Genomic DNA, 23,192 nt, shown 5'->3' on the forward strand with positions numbered 1-23,192 from the left:
GCATCAGCAGTCCCAAGTACCTCATCGGTCACGCTTCTGTCACAGGATCACGACACGCGTTTAACTCGAACGCCGTCACTCGAACGAGCAGTTCAGAGCGGCTTGCGCAGTAATTCAGGAGCCCTTGGCTACCATGCTCAATTCCCGGCAGAAATACCCTCCGGCAAGTGACACAGGGCGAATTGACGGGGCGTAGCGAATTCATCGGTTCCTTACGGAATCAACCGACCCTTCGTCCCGTTTCCCGGCCGAACGTCGACTCCGCCGCGTACGCACCCTGTTGGGGACGACCCGCCGGCGAGCATCATGACTGGAGCCCGATACCGAATGACCGAAGCGCGAGCCGCGGACAGCCAGGGGGCAGCGATGGGTACGGAGACCGCCGAGGCCACAGCGGGGCCGGCCCGGGCACGGAGGCCGGGCAGCGTACTGGTGGACTGGCTGACCACCACCGACCACAAGAAGATCGGGCATCTCTACCTGATCACGTCTTTCCTCTTCTTCCTTATCGCCGGAGTGATGGCCCTGCTGATGCGGGCCGAGCTGGCCCGCCCCGGGCTGCAGCTCATGAGCAACAACCAGTTCAACCAGCTGTTCACGATGCACGGCACCATCATGCTGCTGCTCTTCGCCACTCCGGCCTTCGCCGGCTTCGCCAACGAGATCATGCCGCTGCAGATCGGCTCACCGGACGTGGCCTTCCCGCGGCTGAACATGCTCTCGTACTGGCTGTATCTCTTCGGCGCCCTGATTGTGCTCGGCTCCCTGCTGAGCCCGAGCGGACCGGCGAGTTTCGGCTGGTTCGCCTACGCTCCGCTCAACTCGCTGGAGCGCTCGCCGGGTATCGGCGCCGACATGTGGATCATGGGGCTCGCGCTCGCGGGCTTCGGCACGATCCTCGGTTCGGTCAACTTCATCACCACCATCGTGGGGATGCGCGCGCCCGGCATGACGATGTTCCGGCTGCCGATCTTCACCTGGAACGTGCTCTTCACGTCGATCCTGGTGCTGTTCGCCTTCCCCGTGCTCGCGGCGGCGCTGCTGGTGCTGGAGTCGGACCGACGGCTTGGGTCAATGGTGTTCCAGCCGCAGTTCGGCGGGGCGCTGCTGTGGCAGCACCTGTTCTGGTTCTTCGGCCATCCCGAGGTCTACATCATCGCGCTGCCCTTCTTCGGCATCGTCACCGAGATCCTCCCGGTCTTCTCACGGAAGCCGATCTTCGGCTATCTCACGCTCGTCGCCGCCACCATGGCCATCACCGGACTCTCGGTGGTGGTGTGGGCGCACCATATGTTCGCCACCGGAGCGGTGCTGCTGCCCTTCTTCTCCTTCATGTCCTTCCTGATCGCGATCCCCACCGGGGTGAAGTTCTTCAACTGGACGGGGACGATGCTCAGGGGCTCGCTGTCGTTCGAGACACCGATGCTGTGGGCCGTCGGCTTCCTGGTGTCGTTCCTGTTCGGCGGGCTGACCGGCGTCATCCTGGCCTCGCCCCCGATGGACTTCCATGTCACCGACTCGTACTTCGTCGTGGGGCACTTCCACTACGTCGTCTTCGGCACGGTGGTCTTCGCGACCTTCGCCGGCTTCTACTTCTGGTGGCCCAAGTTCACCGGCAAGATGCTCGACGAACGGCTCGGCAAGATCCAGTTCTGGACGCTCTTCGTCGGCTTCCACACCACCTTCCTGGTCCAGCACTGGCTGGGCGCGGAGGGCATGCCGCGGCGGTACTCGGACTATCTGGCGGACGACGGCTTCACGGCCCTCAACACCATCTCGACCATCGGCTCGTTCCTTCTCGGTATCTCGACGCTGCCGTTTCTCTACAACATCTGGAAGACGGCCAAGTACGGGAAGAAGGTCGAGCTGGACGACCCGTGGGGGTTCGGGCGTTCGCTAGAGTGGGCGACCTCCTGCCCACCGCCGCGCCACAACTTCGTGACCATCCCGCGCATCCGCTCGGAGTCACCCGCCTTCGATCTGCACCATCCCGAATTCGCGGCACTGGAGCAGCTGGTGGAAGAGCAGGAGGCCATCAGCCGAGGGCGCGGGACAGCCGGTCCCGCACCGTCCTGATGTGCTCGGTCAGCTCCGGTGGCTCGATCACCTGGAAGTCCACGCCCATGAGCATCACATGGATGACCAGCACATCCAGGCTCGCGGCTCCGGTGCGCAGCAGACAGCTGCTGTCGTCGACCGCCTCCAGCACCCCGTCGGACGGGCCGATGGTCCTGGCTGCCAGCTCGGCGGACGTATGGAGCCGGATGACCGCCTGGGCCGCATAGGCGCGGGTGGAGACGCCACGGGAGACATACGCGGCGAGATGCTCGGCCGGCGGAGTGCGCGGGGTGAAGTGCGGTCCGTGCGGCGGCTTCGGCGTGATGCGGTCGGCCCGGAACGTACGCCAGTCGGCGCGCTCCAGGTCCCAGGCGACGAGATACCAGCGCCGCTCGGTGCAGACCAGGCGGTGCGGTTCGACACTGCGGCGGGTGGCGGAGCCGCCGTGGTCGCGGTATTCGAAACGCAGCCGCTCGCTGTCCCGGCAGGCGTTGGCCAGCTCGGTCAGCACGCTCGCGTCGACAGTGGAGTCCTGCGGGCCGCGCAGCATCGGCACGGTGAAGGCGTTGAGCGCGGCGACCCGGCGGCGCAGCCTGCTGGGCAGCACCTGCTCCAGCTTGGCCAGGGCGCGTACGGACGTTTCGCCGATGCCCTCGATGCCGTTTCCGGCGGCGGTACGCAGACCGACCGCGACGGCCACAGCCTCCTCGTCGTCGAGCAGCAGCGGCGGCAACTCGGCCCCGGCGCCCAGCTGATAGCCGCCGCCCGTGCCGGGGCTGGCGTTGACCGGGTAGCCGAGCTCGCGCAGCCGGTCGACATCGCGCCGTACCGTACGCGGCGTGACACCGAGCCGGTCGGCCAGATCGGAGCCGGACCATTCGCGGTGGGCCTGCAGCAGCGAGAGCAGGCGCAGCAGTCTTGCCGAGGTCTCCAACATGACTGCGAGTCTGCCAGCCATTGAGGACAGCGACTGTCCTCAAACAGGCGCGGAGCGCACGTCAGCCCGCTGCGGTGAGACGTACGCCGAGGTCGTTGTCGCCCGTGTAGCAGGCGGCGGCGTGACAGGTGTCCGTGGCCACCTTCGGGTACACGAAAATAGCCTTCTTGTCCCAGATGTCGTCGAGGATGCGGGAGATCCGTACCGCGGCGGCGTCCGCGGCCGGGCGCAGCCACAGTTCCCACAACTGCTCCTTGGCGACGGGCTCCTGGGCCATCGGCCCGCACGGCAGAATGAAGGCGAAGGCGCCGCCCTCGCCTGTCACCGGCACCTCGTGGACCCGGTCGCCGGAGCGGAGCCTGGCCTCGGCGACGGCTCCCTCGCCCAGCTCGCCCCCGTACAGCCGGCCCTCCACCGTCACCGCGCCCCGCTCGGGCGCGAGGCCGATGTCGCCGGCCTCGGCGTGCGGCGCGCGCACCCAGCAGCGCACCGCGAGCTTGCCGGCCGCCGTCGGGTACGGGACACGCACGGCGATCCGGCCGGCCTCGGGGGCGCGGTCGAGGAGCGCCCGCAGATCCCGTATGCCCGACTCGACGGCGTCCCCGCCCGCGATGCTGACATCCCAGTGGCCCTCGGCCAGTTCGACCGTGCTGGGCAGTACGGCGCGCGAAGTGCCGCCCTCCGAAGGGGTCAGCCGCAGCCGCACCTCGTCCGTGGCGTCCTTGCCGCGCCGCTTCAGCACGAGGACCGCGTCCGGCGAGCCGGCACCGGCCAGGTCGAAGGTGATACCGCAGGCCGCGTCGGCGAAGCAGTCCGCCCGTGGCGTCCGCCGCTCGGTGGGCGAGGTGGTGGACGTGGTCATGAGGCCTTGTTCCTTTTCCGGATCGCGTCGGCGGCCAGATAGCGCAGGGAGTAGACCGCGTCGTACACCGCGCCCCGGCCACGGTGCACCGCATCCCGCAGCGCGCTGCGCGAGCGGCCGCTCCCGGCGCGTGCGACCAGGTCGGTGAGCAGGGCCTCGTGGCGCTCCGCGATCCGCACCGGGTCGAAGCGGGCGGATGCGGTGAGCGCGGCCAGGCCCGTGCGCCGGCGCAGTTCGTCGTCGTTGATCAGCCCGAGCAGTGCGTCGGCGATCGCGTCCACGTCGCCGACCGGCACCAGACGGCCGTCGACACCGTCCTCGATGATCTCGCCGGGCCCGTGCGGGCAGTCGGTGGAGACGACCGGGACGCCGCAGCGCATCGCCTCGACGATGGTCATGCCGAACGACTCCATGCTGGAGGTGACGGCGGCGATCGAGCCCTTGACCCACTCCGGCTCGAGGGGATGCGCGGGCCCCATCAAAAAGACATGGTTGTGCAGCCCGCGCTCCCCGATGAGGGCGTGCAGGGCGTTCTTCTCGTTGCCCGTCGCGTCTCCGCTGCCGTAGATCCGCAGCCGCCAGTCGGGGCGGGCCGCGACCACCTTGGAGAAAGCCTTGACCAGAAGGTCGTACCGCTTGACCTTGGTCAGCCGGCCGGCCGCGACGATCCACTTGCTGGAGGCGTCGGCCGGGGCGACGGTGGGCACGGGCACGCTGTTGGGGACGGAATCGATGCGCACACCGCGCAGCTTCAGCTGCGAGCGATAGGACCGGGCGTCCGCCTCGGTGACGGTGATGACCGCGTCGAGCAGGCGGTAGCGGTGGCCGATCTCGCGGCGCAGCCGGTAGCCGTGGCTGTCCAGCGTGAGGTGCTCCTGGGCGACACGGACCGGGCCGCGCCTGGTCTGCCGGGCGATATGCACATTGAGCCCGGGCCGGGTGCCGACGACGACATCGGCCCGCAGGGATCCCAGATGGGCGGCGATCCGGGCGTCGGTGAGGCGGCTGTACTGCTTGTGCCTGCCGTCACCGCGCGGGAAGACCCTGGCCGGGCGCTTGTACTCCGGGTCGTTGCCGTCGTAGTCCGGGCTGTTCCTGCGCAGATCCACCAGGTGCTTCATGGTGACGCCGGCCGGGGCGCCCATGGTCGGCTCCTCACGGTGGCGGAAGACGGAGACGATCTCGACGTCGTGCTGCTGAGCCAGGGCATGGGCGAGGTTGAACGTCGTCCGGATCGTCCCGCCGATGCCGTACGCGTTGTGGAGCAGGAAAGAAATGTGCATACGCTGCCGCGTCCCCCTGGTCTTGGTCTCTGCAGGACGGGACTTTACTTGGCTCCTAAGGCTGATAGGGGAGCTGGGGCACGGTGAAGCAGTTGTCGTTCATCTCTCCGCTCTGGGTGACCCACCCCCTGCCGTCCTGCCAGCGGGCGACCGACAGACAGGTACGGCGGGTCTTGGGATGCTCGGCCGGTTTCTCGTACGAGACGGGGAGCAGCAGCCCACGGGCGGTGTACGGCTCCGGGCGGTTCAGGAACTTCTCGACGCAGGCGCGCGTGAGATCGGCCGCGCAGGATCTGGCGGCGTCGGTGAACCACATGGCGGCCGCCCAGCCCTCCAGTTGCCACTGGGAGAGCTCCCGGCCCTTCATGGCGTCACGGAAGGCGCGTACGGCGGGGTGGCCGCGGTCCTCGTAGTTGCGGCTCGATCCGGTCACCCACAGGGCGTTGCGGCAGTTCGGGGATTTCTTGAAGTCCTTCGGTACCGAGGATGCCCAGTTCTGCACATTGGTGACCTTGGCCGTGACCCGTACGCCGACGGCGTCCATCGCCCGGCACAACTGGGCGTTGCCGTGGGTGTCCATCGCGTCGAACACCAGATCCGCGCCCTGCTGTTGGATGTCGGCGGCAACCGCACGGAAATTCGGCAGGGCGAAGTCGACCTGTTCGCTGACGACCCGGTAACCCTCGGTCTTCAGGCCCTGCGTGACAAGGCGGGCGTAGGCGGCGGACGCGGCCTGGTTGTAGGAGACGACAGCGGCGGTGCGTGCGCCCTGGACGCGCTTGAAGTAGCGGTAGACCTCGGTCCCGCCGTAGAGGGTGCCGTGCCGGCCGGGACCGTCTCCGGTACGCGGAGCGAGGCTGCCGTAAATCCCGTACAGATGCGGTCTCCCGCGCGCTGCTCTCACCGGCCCGCGTCGTCCTTGTCGACGAGCCCGCCCAGGGCCTGTCGCCATCCGTCGCGGCCCGTACGTACGAGCTGCTGAGCGCGCTCGACGCGGCGGTCGTGGTCGCGGAACAGCGACTGCCGCCGGGCCTGCCCCACGGCGGCAGGCCGGTCGTCGTTCATGAACTGCGCCGCGGATCAGTCGTGTTCAGTGGAGAGCCTGCCGAGCTGCCGACGCCGGAATGACCAGCATCGTCCCCACCTTGAGCCGGTCCGGAGAGTTCCCGATCAGCTTCTCGTTGGCCGCGTAGAGGGCCTGCCAGCCGCCCTTGATCCGGTAACGCGCGGCGATCGCGGACAGCGTGTCGCCCGGCTCGACCGTATGGACCCGCCCGCTGAGCCCGTATTTCTTGGAACAGACGGGCCAGGCCTCCCAGCCCTGCACACGCAACACCTCCTCCGCCACGTCGATCTGCTCCTCGCGGGTGGCGAGGTCCGCACGCGGCGCGTACACGAGTCCGCCGTACTCCTCCCAGGTGGGCTGCCAGAACTGCAGCCCACCGTAGTAGCCGTTGCCCGTGTTGCTGTGCCAGTCTCCGCCGCTCTCGCACTCGGCGATGCAGCTCCAGGGCCAGCCGCCGGCGGCACAGCCCCACGATCCGGCGTCGGCGCCGATACCGGGAGGGCCGGGGGCCGGTGGCGGCGGAAGCCGGGGCGCGGCGTACGCAGCGCGCACCGGGACGATTGCCAACAGCAGGGCCACCAGCGCCGCGGGCCAAAAGCTGATCTTCGGCATCGGGTCACGCTAGGCAGTGCGGTTCCGCGCGAGCGGGTGCCGCGCCCGGGCGGCAGGCAGCCCCACCCGGTCGGACCCGGTGGGGCTGCCGAAGAACGCCTCAGAGAGCGAGCTTCTGCCCGGGCACGATCAGGTTCGGATCACCGCCGATGACGGTCTTGTTGGCGACGTACAGAGCGCGCCAGTCCGTGCCGTTCGCGGCGGCGATCCCGCTGAGGGTGTCGCCGCTGCGGACGGTGTAGTCGCCGCCGCGGGCGCTGCCGCGGGCGGGGTGGCTCGACGACCGCTCCGGCGCCTTCGCCGGAGCCTCGGCCTTGGTCCTGTTCTCGGCCTTGGTCCTGTTCTCGGCCTTGGCGTTGACCTTGGGTGCGGCCGGTGCACTGCCGTACGCGTCGGCCCGCGCCGCACAGGTGGGCCATGCGCCCCAGCCCTGCGCTCGCTGAACCTTCGCGGCGACAGCGATCTGCTGCCCCTTGCTCGCCCTGTCGGCGGTGGACGCGTACGCCGCGCCACCGTAGGCCCGCCAGGTACCGGCGGAGAACTGCAGCCCGCCGTAGTAGCCGTTGCCTGTGTTGATGTGCCAGTTTCCGCCGCTCTCGCACGATGCGATGCGGTCCCATACTCCGTTGTCCGCCGCCCGGGCCTCGCCCGTGGTGGCGAGCAGTGCCAGCGGTGCCACCAGTGCGGCACCTACGAGCGCTGCTGTGTCACGCCTGCGTATGGAACGGGAACTCGTGAACATCAAATCCCTCTCGAAGGACCCGGGGTCCCTCGGGGCGGTGCGGACTTCGGCGCATCCGGCGCCCTTGTCCGCTCCGCCTCACCCGCCAGAGGTGGTCGTGCCGTGCTGCTTCTGTGCCGTACTGGCTGTACGGCCCGGCGGGTTGTCCCGGGCGGTGCTCTCTGCACACGGCGAGGAATCTAGAGAGGTCAAGCCTCTGACACCAACCAATCCCTCGTCATGCCAGGCCAGTTGCCCGTTACTCGCAGTATCGGCGATTTCCGGCCACCCACTTGATTCGCAGATTTCATGATTTGTCGACCTGTCGGTGAACTGATCTGTGACTCTGTTCACCGCGTCAACTTCCTTGCACTCAGCAGCCGTTGACATGGAGTAACCAATTCCGGCCGCTGCATCACCCTTTGCTTCGGATGGTGCGATTCCGTTCCTTCTCGCGCGTGACTCCGGCCACAGCTCACCCGTTGAGCTCTTCACGAGCCGGGAACCGCCCGGCGCACGTATACATGTCCGCTCAAGTCCGAGGAGCCACCCGTGCCGCGCATGCTCGACGTCAGCGAGGACGTACGCGCCGAGATCGGCGACGAAGAAGCCAACCGGCTGCTCGCCGGCAGGAACAGCCCGGGCAGCTACGACTGCACCTCCTGCCGCACCCCGGGCGACTCCGAGCAGGAGCGCACCAGCACGGTGCTGTTCGTCGGCGACGAGACCGCCGTTCTCGCCTTCGCCCACGCCTCCTGCATCCCCTCACAGGTTGTCCAGGTCGCCGAGGACCAACTGCAGGGCGCGGTACGGTCCATCACCGGCGAGGAGCAGCAGATCTCCGGCGCCGGTCCCAAGCAAGCCGTTCTCGGCATCACCAGCGGTCTCGTACTGATCCAGGGCGAACTGCACCCGGCCCTGGTCGTCGAACCGACCGCGCCCATCTCCCGCCCCGGCACGACCGGCAACGGCGGCGACGACTTCCTCCCGCTCCTCATCGAACAGGGCTTCCTGCCGATCGCCGACGTGAATCACCGGCCCAATCAGCTGCCCGGCTGGTCCGTCCTGGTCGCCATGGGCCAGCTGCACGCCGTGCTCCAGCCCGGCACCGGCGGCGGCAGCCCCGTCGCCTGGTGGCAGGCCCATCAGCCGCTGCAGGTCACGGACGGCTGGCGCGCGGCCGCCAACAAGTCGCACACGGTCCTGGTCTTCGCCGCCCCGGTGGGCTCCATCGGCCAGCAGCCCCGCGAGGACCTGCTGCGTGCGGCCCTGGAGAGGGCGGCGGCCGGCGGCCGGCTGGTAGCCGCCGCCATGCCGCTCGCGGGCACCTGAGCGGGCACCCGGTCATTCAGGAAGCCGGCCACCGGCCGTGCCGGCCAGGAACGGGCACCCGGACAGCGGCCGACGGGGCGGGCGGCATACGCCGGGAGTGCGGAAACGTACGCCCGGCGCACGTCTTTGTACCGTCCCCGGAAGAATCCGGCTCCGCCGAGACCGCATCTGTCCGACGGCGGGGTCGTTTCAGGTACGTGCACTCATACGACCCCTCCCGCCAGCCGTACCAGAGCCAGATCCCTTCCATGCGCCCCTCGAGCGACGTACCGGCAGTGCCCTCGCCCACGCCGATCTACGACGCGCTCTACTCCGAGTACCGCAGGGCGTTCCGGGCCTTTCCGGGCGACCGGAGCGGGGAGGAGGATCTCGACTTCAAGGCCTTCGGCACGGGGCCGCACAGCAGCCGCGGCGGACCGCCGAGTCATCCGGGCCATACGGTCCACCCGGGGACCTGGCAGCCGTATCCGGGGGTCCGGCCGCACAGCGGGATGCACAAGCCGGCCGCGCTGCCACCGGCACCCCGCAGAGGTCTGTGACCGCCAAAGCGCATCGCGGGTAACCAACGCGGGAAACCATCGCGAGCCCCCTGTGGCGCTGCCCCGGACCGTTCACCGGTCCGGGGCAGCGCCACGTCGTTACGTCACTTCTTGCGGCCGCGCTTCTCGCGCACCCGCACCGAGATGTGGATCGGGGTGCCCTCGAAGCCGAACTCCTCGCGCAGCCGGCGCTCGACGAAGCGGCGGTAGCCGTGCTCCAGGAAGCCGGAGGCGAAGAGCACAAACCGCGGCGGCTTGGTGCCGGCCTGCGTACCGAAGAGGATGCGGGGCTGCTTGCCACCGCGGATCGGGTGCGGGTGCGAGGCGACGATCTCGCCGAGGAACGCGTTGAGGCGGCCGGTCGGGACCCGGGTCTCCCAGCCCCCCAGCGCCGTCTCGATCGCCGGGACCAGCTTCTCCATGTGGCGGCCGGTACGGGCGGAGACATTGACCCGCGGCGCCCAGGCGATCTGCCCGAGCTCGGTCTCGATCTCACGCTCGAGGTAGTAGCGGCGTTCCTCGTCGAGGTTGTCCCACTTGTTGAACGCGACGACCATCGCGCGGCCCGCCTCGACGGCCATGGTGATGATCCGCTGGTCCTGGACGCTGATGGACTCGGTCGCGTCGATCAGTACGACCGCGACCTCCGCCTTCTCCACGGCGGCGGCGGTACGCAGCGAGGCGTAGTAGTCCGCGCCCTCCTGGAGGTGGACGCGGCGGCGGATGCCGGCCGTGTCGACGAACTTCCAGGTGACACCGCCGAGCTCGATCAGCTCGTCGACCGGGTCACGGGTGGTGCCGGCGACCTCGTTGACGACGACCCGGTCCTCGTTCGCCACCTTGTTGAGCAGCGAGGACTTGCCGACGTTCGGGCGGCCGATCAGGGCGATACGGCGCGGGCCGCCGATGGCGTTGCCGAAGGTCTGGGCCGGTGCCTCGGGCAGCGCCTCCAGGACGGCGTCGAGCATGTCGCCCGTACCGCGGCCGTGCAGGGACGAGACGGGGTGCGGCTGGCCGAGACCGAGCGACCACAGGGCGGTCGCGTCCGCCTCGCCGCTCGGTCCGTCGACCTTGTTGGCGCAGAGCACGACGGGCTTGCCGGCCCGGCGCAGCAGTTTGACGACGGCCTCGTCGGTGTCGGTGGCGCCGACCGTGGAGTCCACGACGAAGACGACCGCGTCGGCGGCCTCGATCGCGTACTCGGCCTGGGCGGCGACGGAGGCGTCGATACCGAGGACGTCCTGCTCCCAGCCGCCGGTGTCGACGACCTTGAAGCGGCGGCCCGCCCACTCGGCCTCGTAGGTGACGCGGTCGCGGGTGACGCCGGGCTTGTCCTCGACGACGGCCTCGCGGCGGCCGATGATGCGGTTCACCAAGGTCGACTTGCCGACATTGGGGCGGCCGACGACAGCGAGGACGGGCAGCGGGCCGTGACCGGCCTCCCCGATCGCGTTCTCGACGTCGTCGACGTCGAAGCCCTCTTCCGCGGCAAGCTCCATGAACTCCGCGTACTCGGCGTCGCCAAGCTCCCCGTGCTCGTCGCCGGAGTGGATCTGGTCGTTCATGAAGTCCGTACCTCGTTCACGCATACATTGTGCGGCTTCTGCCGCGTGGCGATGGACCGCTTTCCGCGGCCCACTACTCAAGTCTCGCCTAGCGCCCGGTGAGGCGCCTGGCGTTTTCCAGATGGGCGGTCAGCCGTCCCTGGATCCGTACGGTGGCGTCGTCCAGCGCCTTGCGGGTGCGCCGGCCGCTGCCGTCGCCCGCTTCGAAGGCCTCGCCGAAGACGACGTCGACCTTGCTGCGCAGCGGCGGCAGCACCTTGATCAACCGTCCGCGGCGCTCGGTGCTTCCCAGCACCGCCACCGGGACGATCGGCGCCCCGCTGCGCAGGGCGAAGTAGGCGAGCCCTGCGCGGAGCGAGGCGAAGTCGCCTTCGCCCCTGGTGCCCTCGGGAAAAATCCCGAGGACTCCGCCGTTCTCCAGCACGCCCAGCGCGTTGGTGATGGCGGTGCGGTCGGCGGTCGAACGGTCCACCTTCAGCTGACCGATTCCGAGCAGGAACGGGTCGAGGGGGCCGATGAACGCCTCCTTCTTGATCAGGAAGTGCACGGGACGGGGAGCGGTGCCCATGAGCATCGGCCCGTCGATGTTGTGCGAGTGGTTCACCGCGAGGATCACCGGCCCGGCCGCCGGAACCTGCCAGGCGCCCAGCACGCGCGGCTTCCACAGCCCGTACATCAGCCCGATGCCGATTCTCCGGCCGATCGCCGCGCCCTTCTCGGACGATACGGTCACCGGGCGGCCCGCTTCTCCTCGACGAGGGTGACGACGCACTCGACGACCTGCTGCAGGCTCAGGTCGGTGGTGTCCACCTCGACCGCGTCGTCCGCCTTGGCGAGCGGGGATGTCTTACGGCTGGAGTCAGCCGTGTCCCGCTTGATCAGGGCCTCCCTGGTGGCCACGACGTCGGAGCCCTTCAGCTCACCGGAGCGGCGGGCGGCGCGCGCCTCCGGCGAAGCGGTCAGAAAGATCTTCAGGTCCGCGTCGGGGAGGACTGTGGTGCCGATGTCGCGTCCCTCGACGACAATGCCCTTCTCGGCGGCCGCTGCGATGGAACGCTGCAGCTCGGTGATCCGGGCCCGTACCTCGGGCACGGCGCTGACGGCGCTCACCTTGGCGGTGACGTCCTGGGTGCGAATCGGTCCCGTGGCGTCCACGCCGTCGACGGTGATGGTCGGGGCGGCGGGGTCGGTGCCGGAGACGATGGCGGGCTTGGCCGCGGCGGTGGCGATCGCGGCGGCGTCCCGGACATCGACGCCGTTGCTGATCATCCACCAGGTGATCGCCCGGTACTGCGCACCGGTGTCCAGGTAGCTCAGCCCCAGAGCGGCGGCGACGGCCTTGGAGGTGCTCGACTTGCCCGTGCCGGAGGGGCCATCGATGGCGACGATCACGGATTCCACGGTGTCGGACACCTTCCTGGTACGCGGAGTGGGCCGGCGGAAATGCCAGAGGGCCCCGCATAAGGTTACCGAGTACTCAGCACCGTCCTTACACACGGATGGCGGAGCCGCACGCAGCCGGCACCGACAGCCCGGCCGATACCGGGCCGACCACTACTGCCGGATCGACCAACCCCTCTCCCGCAGGGATGCCGTGAGGACCGTCGCCGCCGTCGGCTCCACCATCAATTGGACCAGGCCCGCCTGCTGGCCCGTCGCATGCTCGATACGGACGTCCTCGATGTTGACGCCCGCGCGGCCCGCGTCCGCGAAGATACGGGCCAGCTCCCCCGGCTGGTCACTGATCAGGACCGCCACGATCTCGTACGACGCCGGGGCCTGGCCGTGCTTGCCGGGGACCCGGACCCGGCCCGCGTTGCCGCGGCGCAGGACGTCCTCGATGCCCTCCGCGCCGCCCTGGCGCTTGGACTCGTCCGAGGACTGCAGGGCCCGCAGCGCCTGGACCGTCTCGTCCAGGTCCGCCGCGACCCCGGCCAGTACATCGGCCACCGGGCCCGGGTTCGCCGAGAGGATCTCGACCCACATCCGGGGGTCGGAGGCCGCGATCCGCGTGACATCGCGGATGCCCTGGCCACAGAGGCGTACCGCCGTGTCGTCCGCCTCCTCAAGACGCGCGGCGACCATCGAGGAGATCAGCTGAGGCGTGTGCGAGACCAGGGCGACCGCCCGGTCGTGCGCGTCGGCGTCCATGACAACCGGGACGGCACGGCAGAGCGCCACCAGCTCCAGGGCGAGGTTGAGGACCTCGGTGTCCGTGTCGCGCGTCGGCGTGAGCACCCACGGGCGGCCCTCGAACAGGTCCGCCGTGCCCGCCAGCGGCCCCGAGCGCTCCTTGCCCGCCATCGGGTGCGTACCGATGTAGCCGCTCAGGTCGAGGCCGAGCGCCTCCAGCTCGCGGCGCGGCCCGCCCTTCACGCTCGCCACGTCCAGGTAGCCACGGGCGATCTTGCTGCGCATCGCTTCGGCGAGCGCGGTGGCGACATGCGCCGGCGGTACGGCGACGATCGCCAGGTCGACCCGTCCCTCCAGCGGCTCGTCCGTCCCGGCGCCGAGCGCCGCGGCGGTGCGGGCCCGCTCCGGATCGTGGTCGACGAGGTGCACGGCGACTCCGCGGCCCGCCAGAGCGAGGGCCGCGGAGGTGCCGATCAGGCCGGTTCCGATCACGACGGCGGTTCTCACTGGGCGATGTCCTTGCGGAGGGCGGCCGCGGCACCGAGGTACACATGCGCGATCTCTGACTTGGGCAGCTCGGACTCTACGTGCGCGAGTATCCGTACGACGCGCGGCATGGCTCCGACGATGTCCAGCTCCTGCGCACAGATCAGCGGTACGTCGACGATGCCGAGCTTGCGCGCCGCGGCCGCCGGGAAGTCGCTGTGCAGATCGGGCGTGGCCGTGAACCAGACGCTGATCAGATCGTCCGCGCCGAGTCCGTTCCGCTCCAGGATGGCGGTGAGCAGCTCGCTGACCTGCTCGTCCATGTGTCCGGCCTCGTCCCGTTCCAGCTGGACGGCTCCACGGACCGCTCGTACCGCCACGTCGTGCTCCTTAATGTGCGAGTGCTCCATTCAGCGTAGTCAGGTGCCGGGGCACACGGCCGCGACGACCGCCCTCCGAGACGGAGCGCCCAAAGAGGGCGGACACCGCCGACAGTCGCGTACGTCCGTGCGTCGGGCCCGCCGCCACTTGATGAACATCGGACCGCACCGCCACTTGGGCGAACCGGCGCGCGACGGCCCTGCGCTACAACTGACGGCATGCTCTTTCATGTCGTGCCCGTGGACGAGTGGACGGCGGACGTGGACCGTCCGTACGCCCCGTCCTCGCTGACCACCGACGGCTTCGTGCACTGCTCGCCCGACGAGCCGGCCGCCCTCGCCATCGCCGACGGCCTGTTCCGCGATGTGCCCGACCTGCTGGTGCTTCTGATCGACGAGACCGCGCTCGGCTCCGAGGTCCGCTGGGAGGGTTCCGAGGACATGCTCTTCCCGCATGTGTACGGGCCGGTCGAGCGGGCGGCCGTTACCGGAGTGCTCGCGGTGCGCCGGGACACGGACGGCCATGCGCGGGAGCTCACGCCCTGGGCGTGAAGCAGCGTACGACTGGACGCGGCGCTGCGGGTGCAGTTGCATGGTGGTCTGCGCATGCCCTGCCCACCGGGGAAGGCCGCCCATGAAGCCCTCAGGACCTCTGTTCACACTGCTGGCCGGGCTGTTGCTGGGCATTTTCATGCTCTCGCTCAACGCCACGACGGGGACGAAGGCCAAGTCCTCGTCCGACGCGGCCACACCGACGCCGACCGCTCCCGCATCCACACCCGCCACGAGCACGACGCCGCCCGCGGCCCCCTCCCCCACGCCGACCCCGGCGCCCGACTCCGACTACGCGGGCCGTACGGCCGACGACACCGCCGCCGTCTCCGTATCCGTACGCGACGGAAAAGCGATCGGGTACTTCTGTGACGGCAGGAGCCAGGAGTCCTGGCTGAAGGGCGATGTCGAGGACGACGGCAGCATGCGGCTGACCGGCACGAACGGCGCCCGTCTCGACGGCGTTCTGCGCGCCGGGAAGATCGACGGTACGGTCGGAATCCGGGACCGGACCTGGAAGTTCACGGCCGCCAAGGCGGTCAGGCCGTCCGGCCTGTACCGCGCCACCGCCGAGGTGCGCGGCGCGAAGATCGACGGCGGCTGGATCGTCCTGCCGGACGGCCGCCAGGTCGGCATTCTCAACCGCGACGGCAAGCCCGTCGCCGCGCCCCGGATCGACCCCGCATCCGGCGCCGTCGTGGTGGACGGCACCCGGCTCACCGCCCGCCCCGTCGTTCCCTGAGGTGTGTCATGAGTTTCGGTCCCCCCATCGACCCCAACGCCCGCACCACCTCGTTCCCGGCGAACCCGGACAGCCACGCGCACCCGGGGGCGGCACGCTTCCTCGTCCCCGCCCTCGTCGCCGCCGCGGTCGCGGTGGGTCTCGGGGCCTACGGAAAGGTGCACGATCCGGCGGGCACGGCCTTCAACATCGCCGGCTTCAGCAGCACCGGGGCCGTCAAGTCCTGGCTGGGCACGGCGGCCTTCGCCTTCGCCGTCGTCCAGATCGGCTCGGCGCTCGCGATGTACGGCAGGCTGCCGGGCGTACGCGGCGCCTCCTGGACCCCCGCACTGCACCGCTGGTCGGGCCGGATCGCCTTCCTGCTCGCCGTGCCCGTGGCCGTCCACTGCCTGTACGCGTTGGGCTATCAGACGTACAGCACGCGCGTGATGTGGCACTCGCTGCTGGGTTGCTTCTTCTTCGGCGCTTTCAGCGCCAAGATGCTCTTGCTGCGAACGGAACGGCTGCCTGGCTGGCTGCTGCCGGTCGTCGGCGGAGCCGCCTTTACGGCGCTCACGGTGATCTGGCTGACCTCGGCGCTGTGGTTCTTCCGCACGGTCGGGGTCACGACATAGGGAGACGGCCATGGAGACTCCGCGACGTACGGTGCTGGCTGCGGGCGCGGGGGGCGCGGCCGCGCTGGTGACCGGCTGCAGCAAGTACGGCGACGAGGGCGGCGGTTCCGCCGCCGACCGGTCGACGTCGGCAGCGCCTGACACCGGCGGGACGAACGAGCCGCCGAAGGGCTCGGCACCGGCCGGCGAGAAACTCGCCCAGACCTCCGCCATCCCGGTCGGCGGCGGAAAGATCTTCGACGCCCAGAAGGTCGTCGTGACGCAGCCGACGTCGGGCGATTTCAAGGCCTTCTCGGCCGTCTGCACCCACCAGGGCTGCCTGGTCGACAAGGTCGCCGACGGCACCATCGACTGCCCCTGCCACGGCAGCAAGTTCAGCGTCGAGAGCGCCGAGGTCATCGACGGCCCCGCGCCCAGGCCGCTGCCGCCGAAGCAGATCACCGTCTCCGGGGACAGCATCATGCTGACCTGACCCGCTCGCGTACCCTCTCGCGCATGCCTCCCGAACCGGCCTCCGAAGCACTCGTACGCGACCGCACCATCTACTCCTGTGTGATGGGTTCGCGCGCCTTCGGGCTGGCCACGGACGGCAGCGACACCGACCGCCGCGGGATCTTCCTCGCCCCGGCCCCGCTCTACTGGCGCTTCGACAAGCCCCCGACCCATACCGAGGGACCGGCACCCGAGCAGTTCTCCTGGGAGCTGGAACGCTTCCTGGAGCTCGCGCTGCGCGCCAACCCGAATGTCCTGGAGTGCCTGCACTCCCCGCTCGTCGAGCACATCGACGACACCGGCCGTGAACTGCTCGACCTGCGGGGGGCGTTCCTCTCCCGTGCGGCCCACCAGACCTTCGCGCGCTATGCGATCGGCCAGCGCAAGAAGCTGGCGGCGGACGTCAGGCAGCACGGCGCGCCGCGCTGGAAGCACGCCATGCACCTGCTGCGTCTCCTCGGCGCCTGTCGCGATCTGCTGCGTACGGGCGTGCTGGTGATCGACGTCGGTGCCGACCGGGAGCGGCTGCTCGAGGTCAGGCGGGGCGAGGTGCCGTGGCCGCAGGTCGAGGCGTGGATGACTCGCCTCTTCGAGGAGGCCGACGCCGCGGCGCCGGGCTCCCCCTGCCGCCCGGGCCGGACCGGCCTCGGGTCGAGGACTTCCTGTTCCGTACGCGCAGGAACTCAGCCCTCCAGGCGTATGCGGACGACGAATTCGCGCAGCGCCTCATAGGCGGTGGGCTCGGCGGGTAGCCGCGAGGCCAGCCGCGCCTCGTCGAGCACGGCGTGCAGCGCGTCCACGTCGGCGCGCGCGTCTTCCAGGCCGACCCCCGACACCGGACCGTGCTCGGCGTGCGCCTTGGCCGCGATCAGGCCGGGCAGATAGCCCGGGGCGTCGACCTCCCCGAGCAGCGTGGGCAGATGCGCCTGCACCTCGCCGCTGCGCATCAGATGGATACCGGTGAGCAGCGCGCGGAAGGTGTAGAGCAGCGGTTTGAGCTCGCCGGTCTTCTCGAAGAGCCGCCACTGGGTGTTCGCGAATCCCCGGTAGTGGTGGGCGTGGTGGCTGGTGAGCACGCCCGGGGCGAGCTCCGCCAGCTCCGTGTGGGCGTCCGAGGTGTGCACCACCAGCGGCGACAGCAGCTGTTCCAGTACGTATCCGTTGCGCCGCAGCATCAGCCGTACGAACTTGCGTACGTCGTGGGTGACGAGATCCATCTCGACGCCGTCCCGGTCCCACATCCGGGACCGGGTCTCCTCCGGCTCCCTCAGCCCCAGCAGCTCCTCCACGGGGAGCAGATGGATCCCCCGCAGGTCCACGTCCGAATCCCGGGACGGGAATCCGTACAGATGCGCCCCGGAGACGGTGGCAAACAGAAGCGGGTCGGGCTGTTCGGCGACGACGGGGCCGAGTTCCATGTCCAGCGGATCAGTCATGGATCAAGAGTCCCAGAGGGCGCCCAGCGACATCAGGTCGCTGCGGTACTCGATCCGCTCGGACCACTCCTTGGGCCAGACGCCGGCTCCCAGATGCGCGCCGGCGAACGCCCCGGCGAGGCAGGCGATCGAGTCCGAGTCGCCCTTGGTGCAGGCGGCCCTGCGCAGAGCCGTCGCCGGCTGCTCGGGGAACATCAGGAAGCAGAGCAGGGCGGTGGCGAGCGCCTCCTCGGCGATCCATCCGTCGCCCGTCGCCAGACAGGGGTCGACCTCCGGCTGCGGGTCGCGCAGCGCGCCGGCGAGCCGTTCGAGGACCTGCAGGCACTCGTCCCAGCCGCGTGCGATGAACGCCTCGGGCGTCGGGTCGTGCGAGTAGGTCCAGAGATTGCCCAGCCAGTGGTGGTAGTAGCGGCCGCGGTTCTCGTACGCGTACGAGCGCAGCTGTCCGACCAGCCCCATCGGCTCCGCGCCCTGCGCCAGCAGGAACACGGCGCGGGCCGTGAGGTCGCTCGCCGCCAGCGCGGTGGGGTGGCCGTGGGTGAGAGCCGCCTGCAACTGAGCGGCGCCCGCACGTTGTTCCTCACTCAGCCCCGGTACGAGTCCGACCGGCGCGACCCGCATATTGGCGCCGCAGCCCTTGGAACCGATCTGGCTGGCCACCTGCCAGGGCAGGTCGCTGTCGAGCTTCTCGCAGGCGACCAGGCAGGTGCGGCCGGGGGCACGGTTGTTCTCCGGGGAGTGGTACCAGTGGACGAACTCCTCGCGTACCGGACGGGTCAGCCGGGAGGCGACGAGCAGTCCGCTGTCCATCGCGGTGCGTATCCCGCGCGCCAGGGCGAGCGTCATCTGGGTGTCGTCGGAGACGATCGCGGGCCTGGGGAGGTTCATCCCGCGCCACGGCCCGCATTTCGCGAGGATCTGCGGCACATCGTTGAACTCGGTCGGGTAGCCGAGCGCGTCCCCGAGCGCGAGCCCGATCAGCGAGCCGGTGGCTGCTTGTTTGGTGATGGTCCTGGTGGTCTTCATGGTGGTCATGCGTGCCGTCCTTCCGGTCTCAGGAGTGGAGGGTGCAGGGCGGAGGCGGCACCCGCCCGGTACAGCGCGGCCGGTTTCCCACGGCCGCCGGTACGGCGCGGCGGACCCTCGGCAGCCTCGACGAAGCCGGGCGTGGTGAGGACCTTGCGCCGGAAGTTGGGCCGGTCGAGCTCGACACCCCAGATGGTCTCGTAGACCTGCTGGAGCTCCCCGAGGGTGAACTCGGCCGGGCAGAAGGCGGTGGCGAGGCAGGTGTACTCGAGCTTGGCGCCGACCCTGTGGTGTGCGTCGGCGAGGATCAGGTCGTGGTCGAAGGCGAGCCGGCCTGCCGGGTCGAGCGGCATCCACTGAGCGCGAGCCGCGTCGCCTCCGCCGCGTGGCTCCGGCAGATCCGGTACGAGCGCGGTGTACGCGACGGAGACGACACGCATCCGGGGATCGCGGTCGGGATCGCTGTAGGTCCGCAGCTGCTCCAGGTGGAGGCCGGCGACGGTGTCCTGGGACAGGCTCGTCTCCTCGGCGAGTTCACGTCGCGCGGCGAGACCGGCGGACTCCTTGGGCCGTACGAAGCCGCCGGGCAGCGCCCAGGCACCTTTGTACGGGTCCTCGCCCCGCTCGACGAGCAGGACATGCAGCCGGCCCTCGCGGACGGTGAAGACGGCGAGGTCGACGGTGACCGCGAAGGGCGGGAAGGCACCCGGGTCGTAGTCCTTCATCGATTCTCCGGGACGGCGGTCCCACCACACCCGCAGGGCGTAGGGAGAGGGTCGGCGAGGTCCCAGCCCTCGCCGAGTAGCGCGTCCACAGCGGCGACGGCGGTGGCGAGCCGCTGCTCGTGGGGGCCGGTCAGCGCGACGGTCCGGCGTCCGGTGCGGGCCAGTTCCGCGGCGAAGCGGGCGGTCATCCAGGGCCGCAGATGCTCTCCGTCGCGCAGGCCGTCGTCCTCGAAGCCGACGCCGCGGTGGTCGGTGAGCAGCCACAGATGCTGCTGTCCGCGCGCGGCGATCCGCGCCACCTCCTCGTTCGGGCCGCCCAGATAACGCTCGTGCCAGATCGTGGTGGCGAAGGCGTCGGTGTCGCAGAACAGCACCGGCGATCCCGCTCTGGCCGCCTCGTCCTCCAGCTCCGTCTGCCGTCGGGCGATCAGCGGAAATTCCTCCGAGGTGAACTCCACCTCGTCCCAGCCGGCGCCCGGCCGCCCGGCGCGCAGCTCGGCGAGCTTGTGCTCGCTGAACTCCCGCCCGTACTCGGGCACATAGCGCGTCTGCGTCCAGACGCCGCCGCGGTGCCGGTAGTGCTCGGCGAGCGCCCAGGCCATCGTCGTGGTTCCCGTGGATTCGGCGCCGAGCACCACCACTCGCCGGGCGAGCGCCGCGCGCACGGGCGGTTCCAGGAAGTCCCAGCAGCCGACGGGGTCCTTGCGGACGGCCGTGCCGGAGACCGGGAAGACGGTGCGGTCGGGGTCGACGCACACGGACTCGGCGCCGAAGCGCCGGCCGAGCTCCCGGCCGTACGGCTCCGAGGTGAAGACGGCGTCGACCGGCTCGGGGACGGCGGTGCGGAAGATGGCCATGTGCGCCTCCCAGACGCCGGGGTCGTGCAGGTCGACGGGGATGTCGTCGACGGCTCCCACGACCCGTACGTCCGGATGCACCTCGCGCATCCAGCTCACCCGGTCGGCGAGCGGAATCGACTCCACCGAGGCGGCGCAGACCAGCACGGTCAGCCGCTCGCAGCGGTCGGCCGCGGTCCGTACGAGATGGTGGTGTCCGGCGTGCGGCGGATAGAACTTCCCGAGCACCAGACCGTGCCGGTGGAGGTTCATGCGGTCGCCTCCGCCAACTCCCGCCGCTCCGCGGCAAGATCGCGGGACCAGCTGCGCAGTCCGATGACGCACAGGGTCATGAAGCCGACGTACAGCAGGGAGGTGAGATAGAGCTCCTTGTAGGCGTAGAGCGGGATGTAGACCACGTCGGCCGCGATCCACAGCCACCAGGACTCGAGGCGCTTGCGGCACTGCCCGTACGTCGCCGTCAGCGACAGGGCGGTGGTGAGCGCGTCCCAGAACGGGACGCTCGAATCGGTGGCGCTGTCGAGAAGGAGCGTGAGCCCGAGAGTCCCCACCACCCCCGCCGCGAGCAGCCACGTCCACTCGGTGCGCGTGGTGCGCCGCACCGGTAGTCCGTCGGGACCTGGTCCACCCCCGTGGGTCCAGGTCCACCAGCCGTACACGGCGAGGGTGATGAAGACGACCTGCAGGCCTGCGTCGGCGTACAGGCCGGCCTGGGTGAAGAGAAGAATGAAGAAGAGGTTGTTGGCGATGCCGATCGGCCAGTTGGCGATGTGCTGGCGGGCGACGAGCCAGACGCAGAGCGCGCCACTGCCGAAGCCGAGGACCTCGGTCCAGCTCACCGGGGTGTCGAGAACGGTGAACAGCGGCTGCTGCAGGGGTTCGAGGATATCCGCGAGACTCACACCCGCCTCCTTTATGGTCAAGTTGACTATAAAGGTGAACGGCCGGTCCCACAAGGCTGTTCACACAAGATGCGAGAAGCCCGCGGTCAGAGTGACCGCGGGCTTCGCCCAGTGAACGGGGGTCTCTACAGACCGACTTCCTTCATCAGCATGCCGACCTCGGTGTTGGTCATCCGGCGCAGCCAGCCGGACTTCTGGTCACCGAGGGCAATCGGGCCGAAGCTGACCCGCACGAGCTTTTCGACCGGGAAGCCGGCCTCGGCCAGCATGCGACGGACGATGTGCTTCCGGCCCTCGTGGAGGGTGACCTCCACCAGGTAGTTCTTGCCGGTGTTCTCGACGACGCGGAAGTGGTCGGCGCGGGCGTAGCCGTCCTCCAGCTGGATTCCGTCCTTGAGCCGCTTGCCCAGGTCACGCGGGAGCGGTCCCTGGATCGCGGCGAGGTAGGTCTTCTTCACCCCGTACTTGGGGTGGGTCAGGCGGTGCGCGAGCTCACCGTGGTTGGTGAGCAGGATGATGCCCTCCGTCTCCGTGTCGAGTCGTCCGACGTGGAAGAGCCGGGTCTCGCGGTTGGTGACGTAGTCGCCCAGGCACTGCCGACCGTCCGGGTCCTCCATGGAGGAGACGACACCGGCGGGCTTGTTGAGCGCGAAGAAGAGGTACGACTGCGTGGCGACCGTCAGGCCGTCCACCTTGATCTCGTCGTTCTGCGGGTCGACGCGCCTGCCCTGCTCGAGGACGATCTCGCCGTTGACCTCGACACGGGCCTGCTCGATCAGTTCCTCGCACGCGCGGCGCGAGCCCATGCCGGCCCGGGCGAGGATCTTCTGCAGGCGCTCGCCCTCCTGCTCGGCCCCGGGGAAAGTCTTGGGCGTCTTGATCTGCGGCTTGTCGGCGTACCGGTCGCGGTTGCGCTGTTCGATCTTGGCGTCGAGCTCGCGGGGACGGGACTCGCGCTGGCCGTGCGGGCCGCGGCGCGGGGCACCGGCCCTGCCGCCGCCCTGCGGGGCCTTCGGGCCGCCCTTGGCACCGCCGCGGGCGGACGCGCCGCGCCCACCCGACTTGCCGCCCTCGGAACCCTGGCTGCCGCCGACGTCGTAGCGGCGCTCCTCGGGCCGGGGGCGGCGGGGGCGCTGTTCCTGCTTGTCGTCGCGCCCCTTCCCGCCGGCGCCCCGGGAGTCCCGGTTCCCGCCGGCGCTCCGGGAGTCCCGGTTGCCGCCGGCGCCCCGGGGGTCCCGGTTGCCGCTTCCGCTGTTCCTGCCGCTGCTTCGCATCAAAATTCCGTCTTGTCGTCTGCGTCGGTGTCCGGTGCGTCCGGATCGAACGACGGCACACCCTCTTGCGTCTCGGCCTCGATCGCTTCTGCCTCGGGGAGGAAGGGCGCGAGCTCCGGGAGCTCGTCCAGGCCGCGCAGGCCCATCCGCTCCAGAAAGTAGTTCGTCGTCCTGTACAGGATCGCACCTGTTTCAGGTTCCGCGCCCGCCTCCTCGACCAGACCGCGCTGGAGGAGGGTGCGCATGACGCCGTCACAGTTCACTCCGCGCACGGCGGAGACGCGTGACCGGTTGACCGGCTGCCGGTACGCGACGACCGCGAGGGTCTCCAGAGCGGCCTGGGTGAGCCGCGCCTGCTGCCCGTCGAGAACGAAGCGCTCGACGGCATCGGCGTACTCCGCCCGCGTGTAGAACCGCCAGCCGCCCGCGACGAGCCGCAGCTCGAAGCCGCGGCCCTGGACGGTGTACTCGTCCGCGAGCTCCCGCAGCGCGTCGGCGACAGCCCTGCGCGGCTGTTCCAGGACCTTGGCCAGGTGCTCCTCGGTGGCCGGCTCGTCGACGACCATGAGAACGGCTTCGAGCGCGGGCTTGAGATCAC

Annotated in this window: 24 protein-coding genes and 3 pseudogenes; 9 read left to right on the forward strand and 18 right to left on the reverse strand. The window is 70.0% G+C overall.

Going from position 1 to position 23,192, the window contains the following annotated elements:
• Positions 1-366 precede the first annotated feature (366 nt).
• A complete protein-coding gene (ctaD, locus tag OG966_RS09190) occupies positions 367-2,076 on the forward strand; it encodes an aa3-type cytochrome oxidase subunit I (protein WP_326655138.1) in 1,710 nt (569 codons plus the stop codon).
• On the opposite strand, the gene OG966_RS09195 is transcribed toward ctaD, so the two are convergent.
• From OG966_RS09195 to OG966_RS09210, 4 genes and pseudogenes are all read right to left on the reverse strand, one after another.
• Positions 2,036-2,995, reverse strand: coding sequence for a helix-turn-helix transcriptional regulator (locus OG966_RS09195; protein WP_326648962.1), 960 nt, complete (start codon positions 2,993-2,995; stop codon positions 2,036-2,038). The genes ctaD and OG966_RS09195 overlap by 41 nt on opposite strands.
• A 61-nt stretch (positions 2,996-3,056) precedes the next feature.
• Positions 3,057-3,857: a hypothetical protein gene (locus OG966_RS09200; protein ID WP_326648963.1), complete on the reverse strand. Its 801-nt coding sequence runs from the start codon at positions 3,855-3,857 to the stop codon at positions 3,057-3,059.
• The gene (locus OG966_RS09205) at positions 3,854-5,140 is read right to left on the reverse strand and encodes a glycosyltransferase family 4 protein (protein WP_326648964.1); all 1,287 of its coding nucleotides are present in this window, start codon (positions 5,138-5,140) and stop codon (positions 3,854-3,856) included. Before OG966_RS09205 ends, OG966_RS09200 begins: the two co-directional genes overlap by 4 nt.
• A gap of 55 nt (positions 5,141-5,195) precedes the next feature.
• A pseudogene (locus OG966_RS09210) lies at positions 5,196-6,023 on the reverse strand (ABC transporter substrate-binding protein); the annotation flags it as partial.
• Here OG966_RS09210 and OG966_RS09215 point away from each other — a divergent pair.
• A pseudogene (locus OG966_RS09215) lies at positions 6,017-6,268 on the forward strand (ABC transporter); the annotation flags it as partial. The pseudogenes OG966_RS09210 and OG966_RS09215 overlap by 7 nt on opposite strands.
• Here the strand turns inward: OG966_RS09215 and OG966_RS09220 are convergent.
• Together OG966_RS09220 and OG966_RS09225 are read right to left on the reverse strand one after the other, a co-directional pair.
• On the reverse strand, positions 6,231-6,818 hold the full coding sequence (locus tag OG966_RS09220) for a transglycosylase family protein (protein ID WP_326648965.1): 588 nt from the start codon (positions 6,816-6,818) through the stop codon (positions 6,231-6,233). The pseudogene OG966_RS09215 and the gene OG966_RS09220 sit on opposite strands and share 38 nt — an antisense overlap.
• A gap of 100 nt (positions 6,819-6,918) precedes the next feature.
• Positions 6,919-7,560, reverse strand: a complete 642-nt coding sequence (locus OG966_RS09225) for a transglycosylase family protein (protein ID WP_326648966.1) — start codon at positions 7,558-7,560, stop codon at positions 6,919-6,921.
• A 531-nt stretch (positions 7,561-8,091) separates the two neighbouring features.
• On the opposite strand from OG966_RS09225, the gene OG966_RS09230 reads away from it, so the two are divergent.
• Together OG966_RS09230 and OG966_RS09235 are read left to right on the forward strand one after the other, a co-directional pair.
• Positions 8,092-8,871 (forward strand): hypothetical protein, encoded by a 780-nt coding sequence (locus OG966_RS09230; RefSeq protein ID WP_326648967.1) that lies wholly within the window; start codon positions 8,092-8,094, stop codon positions 8,869-8,871.
• 248 nt (positions 8,872-9,119) lie between these two features.
• Positions 9,120-9,410 carry a hypothetical protein gene (locus tag OG966_RS09235; RefSeq protein WP_406732531.1) on the forward strand — a complete coding sequence of 97 codons (291 nt, stop codon included), beginning with the start codon at positions 9,120-9,122 and terminating at the stop codon, positions 9,408-9,410.
• Positions 9,411-9,514: 104 nt separating this feature from the next.
• Here OG966_RS09235 and der read toward each other — a convergent pair whose 3' ends face one another.
• From der to aroH, 5 genes are all read right to left on the reverse strand, one after another.
• Entirely contained in the window at positions 9,515-10,975 is a 1,461-nt protein-coding gene (gene der / locus OG966_RS09240; RefSeq protein ID WP_326648969.1) for a ribosome biogenesis GTPase Der, read from the reverse strand.
• 88 nt (positions 10,976-11,063) lie between these two features.
• On the reverse strand, positions 11,064-11,747 hold the full coding sequence (locus tag OG966_RS09245; RefSeq protein ID WP_326648971.1) for a lysophospholipid acyltransferase family protein: 684 nt from the start codon (positions 11,745-11,747) through the stop codon (positions 11,064-11,066).
• Entirely contained in the window at positions 11,705-12,388 is a 684-nt protein-coding gene (gene cmk, locus OG966_RS09250; protein ID WP_326648972.1) for a (d)CMP kinase, read from the reverse strand. Before cmk ends, OG966_RS09245 begins: the two co-directional genes overlap by 43 nt.
• Positions 12,389-12,529: 141 nt before the next feature.
• The gene (locus OG966_RS09255; RefSeq protein ID WP_326648973.1) at positions 12,530-13,615 is read right to left on the reverse strand and encodes a prephenate dehydrogenase; all 1,086 of its coding nucleotides are present in this window, start codon (positions 13,613-13,615) and stop codon (positions 12,530-12,532) included.
• Positions 13,612-13,974, reverse strand: a complete 363-nt coding sequence (aroH, locus tag OG966_RS09260) for a chorismate mutase (protein ID WP_326648975.1) — start codon at positions 13,972-13,974, stop codon at positions 13,612-13,614. The genes OG966_RS09255 and aroH overlap by 4 nt, the downstream gene beginning before the upstream one ends.
• Before the next feature lie 219 nt (positions 13,975-14,193).
• Between aroH and OG966_RS09265 the strand changes: the two genes are divergently transcribed.
• The 5 genes and pseudogenes from OG966_RS09265 (at position 14,194) to OG966_RS09285 (ending at position 17,126) form a co-directional block, all read left to right on the forward strand.
• Positions 14,194-14,526, forward strand: a complete 333-nt coding sequence (locus OG966_RS09265) for a DUF952 domain-containing protein (RefSeq protein WP_326648976.1) — start codon at positions 14,194-14,196, stop codon at positions 14,524-14,526.
• 82 nt (positions 14,527-14,608) lie between these two features.
• Entirely contained in the window at positions 14,609-15,268 is a 660-nt protein-coding gene (locus OG966_RS09270; protein WP_326648977.1) for a hypothetical protein, read from the forward strand.
• 8 nt (positions 15,269-15,276) lie between these two features.
• Entirely contained in the window at positions 15,277-15,882 is a 606-nt protein-coding gene (locus OG966_RS09275; protein WP_326648978.1) for a DUF6529 family protein, read from the forward strand.
• Positions 15,883-15,892: 10 nt separating this feature from the next.
• Positions 15,893-16,354, forward strand: coding sequence for a Rieske (2Fe-2S) protein (locus OG966_RS09280; protein WP_326648979.1), 462 nt, complete (start codon positions 15,893-15,895; stop codon positions 16,352-16,354).
• Between the two features lie 23 nt (positions 16,355-16,377).
• A pseudogene (locus OG966_RS09285) lies at positions 16,378-17,126 on the forward strand (nucleotidyltransferase domain-containing protein).
• Here the strand turns inward: OG966_RS09285 and OG966_RS09290 are convergent.
• From OG966_RS09290 to scpB, 7 genes are all read right to left on the reverse strand, one after another.
• Positions 17,058-17,810: a nucleotidyltransferase domain-containing protein gene (locus tag OG966_RS09290; protein ID WP_326648980.1), complete on the reverse strand. Its 753-nt coding sequence runs from the start codon at positions 17,808-17,810 to the stop codon at positions 17,058-17,060. The pseudogene OG966_RS09285 and the gene OG966_RS09290 overlap by 69 nt on opposite strands.
• Before the next feature lie 3 nt (positions 17,811-17,813).
• Positions 17,814-18,836, reverse strand: coding sequence for an ADP-ribosylglycohydrolase family protein (locus tag OG966_RS09295; protein WP_406733916.1), 1,023 nt, complete (start codon positions 18,834-18,836; stop codon positions 17,814-17,816).
• 5 nt (positions 18,837-18,841) lie between these two features.
• Positions 18,842-19,561, reverse strand: coding sequence for an NUDIX hydrolase (locus OG966_RS09300; RefSeq protein ID WP_326648983.1), 720 nt, complete (start codon positions 19,559-19,561; stop codon positions 18,842-18,844).
• Entirely contained in the window at positions 19,558-20,670 is a 1,113-nt protein-coding gene (locus OG966_RS09305) for an AAA family ATPase (RefSeq protein ID WP_326648984.1), read from the reverse strand. The genes OG966_RS09300 and OG966_RS09305 overlap by 4 nt, the downstream gene beginning before the upstream one ends.
• The gene (gene pnuC, locus OG966_RS09310) at positions 20,667-21,320 is read right to left on the reverse strand and encodes a nicotinamide riboside transporter PnuC (protein ID WP_326648986.1); all 654 of its coding nucleotides are present in this window, start codon (positions 21,318-21,320) and stop codon (positions 20,667-20,669) included. Before pnuC ends, OG966_RS09305 begins: the two co-directional genes overlap by 4 nt.
• Positions 21,321-21,445: 125 nt before the next feature.
• Positions 21,446-22,594, reverse strand: a complete 1,149-nt coding sequence (locus tag OG966_RS09315) for a pseudouridine synthase (protein ID WP_326648987.1) — start codon at positions 22,592-22,594, stop codon at positions 21,446-21,448.
• Positions 22,594-23,160 carry an SMC-Scp complex subunit ScpB gene (gene scpB, locus OG966_RS09320; RefSeq protein ID WP_326655139.1) on the reverse strand — a complete coding sequence of 189 codons (567 nt, stop codon included), beginning with the start codon at positions 23,158-23,160 and terminating at the stop codon, positions 22,594-22,596. Before scpB ends, OG966_RS09315 begins: the two co-directional genes overlap by 1 nt.
• Between the last annotated feature and the right edge of the window lie 32 nt (positions 23,161-23,192).

Source organism: Streptomyces sp. NBC_01750 (assembly GCF_035918095.1).
GTDB lineage: Bacteria > Actinomycetota > Actinomycetes > Streptomycetales > Streptomycetaceae > Streptomyces.

What these genes read in the sequence shown, in the direction of transcription:
- ctaD (WP_326655138.1), top strand. Translation starts at nt 367, where the DNA reads ATGGGTACGGAGACCGCCGAGGCCACAGCGGGGCCGGCCCGGGCACGG.
- OG966_RS09195 (WP_326648962.1), bottom strand. Translation starts at nt 2,995, where the DNA reads ATGTTGGAGACCTCGGCAAGACTGCTGCGCCTGCTCTCGCTGCTGCAG.
- OG966_RS09200 (WP_326648963.1), bottom strand. Translation starts at nt 3,857, where the DNA reads ATGACCACGTCCACCACCTCGCCCACCGAGCGGCGGACGCCACGGGCG.
- OG966_RS09205 (WP_326648964.1), bottom strand. Translation starts at nt 5,140, where the DNA reads ATGCACATTTCTTTCCTGCTCCACAACGCGTACGGCATCGGCGGGACG.
- OG966_RS09220 (WP_326648965.1), bottom strand. Translation starts at nt 6,818, where the DNA reads ATGCCGAAGATCAGCTTTTGGCCCGCGGCGCTGGTGGCCCTGCTGTTG.
- OG966_RS09225 (WP_326648966.1), bottom strand. Translation starts at nt 7,560, where the DNA reads ATGTTCACGAGTTCCCGTTCCATACGCAGGCGTGACACAGCAGCGCTC.
- OG966_RS09235 (WP_406732531.1), top strand. Translation starts at nt 9,120, where the DNA reads ATGCGCCCCTCGAGCGACGTACCGGCAGTGCCCTCGCCCACGCCGATC.
- der (WP_326648969.1), bottom strand. Translation starts at nt 10,975, where the DNA reads ATGAACGACCAGATCCACTCCGGCGACGAGCACGGGGAGCTTGGCGAC.
- OG966_RS09265 (WP_326648976.1), top strand. Translation starts at nt 14,194, where the DNA reads ATGCTCTTTCATGTCGTGCCCGTGGACGAGTGGACGGCGGACGTGGAC.
- OG966_RS09270 (WP_326648977.1), top strand. Translation starts at nt 14,609, where the DNA reads ATGAAGCCCTCAGGACCTCTGTTCACACTGCTGGCCGGGCTGTTGCTG.
- OG966_RS09275 (WP_326648978.1), top strand. Translation starts at nt 15,277, where the DNA reads ATGAGTTTCGGTCCCCCCATCGACCCCAACGCCCGCACCACCTCGTTC.
- OG966_RS09280 (WP_326648979.1), top strand. Translation starts at nt 15,893, where the DNA reads ATGGAGACTCCGCGACGTACGGTGCTGGCTGCGGGCGCGGGGGGCGCG.
- OG966_RS09290 (WP_326648980.1), bottom strand. Translation starts at nt 17,810, where the DNA reads ATGACTGATCCGCTGGACATGGAACTCGGCCCCGTCGTCGCCGAACAG.
- OG966_RS09295 (WP_406733916.1), bottom strand. Translation starts at nt 18,836, where the DNA reads ATGAAGACCACCAGGACCATCACCAAACAAGCAGCCACCGGCTCGCTG.
- OG966_RS09300 (WP_326648983.1), bottom strand. Translation starts at nt 19,561, where the DNA reads ATGAAGGACTACGACCCGGGTGCCTTCCCGCCCTTCGCGGTCACCGTC.
- OG966_RS09305 (WP_326648984.1), bottom strand. Translation starts at nt 20,670, where the DNA reads ATGAACCTCCACCGGCACGGTCTGGTGCTCGGGAAGTTCTATCCGCCG.
- OG966_RS09315 (WP_326648987.1), bottom strand. Translation starts at nt 22,594, where the DNA reads ATGCGAAGCAGCGGCAGGAACAGCGGAAGCGGCAACCGGGACCCCCGG.
- scpB (WP_326655139.1), bottom strand. Translation starts at nt 23,160, where the DNA reads ATGGTCGTCGACGAGCCGGCCACCGAGGAGCACCTGGCCAAGGTCCTG.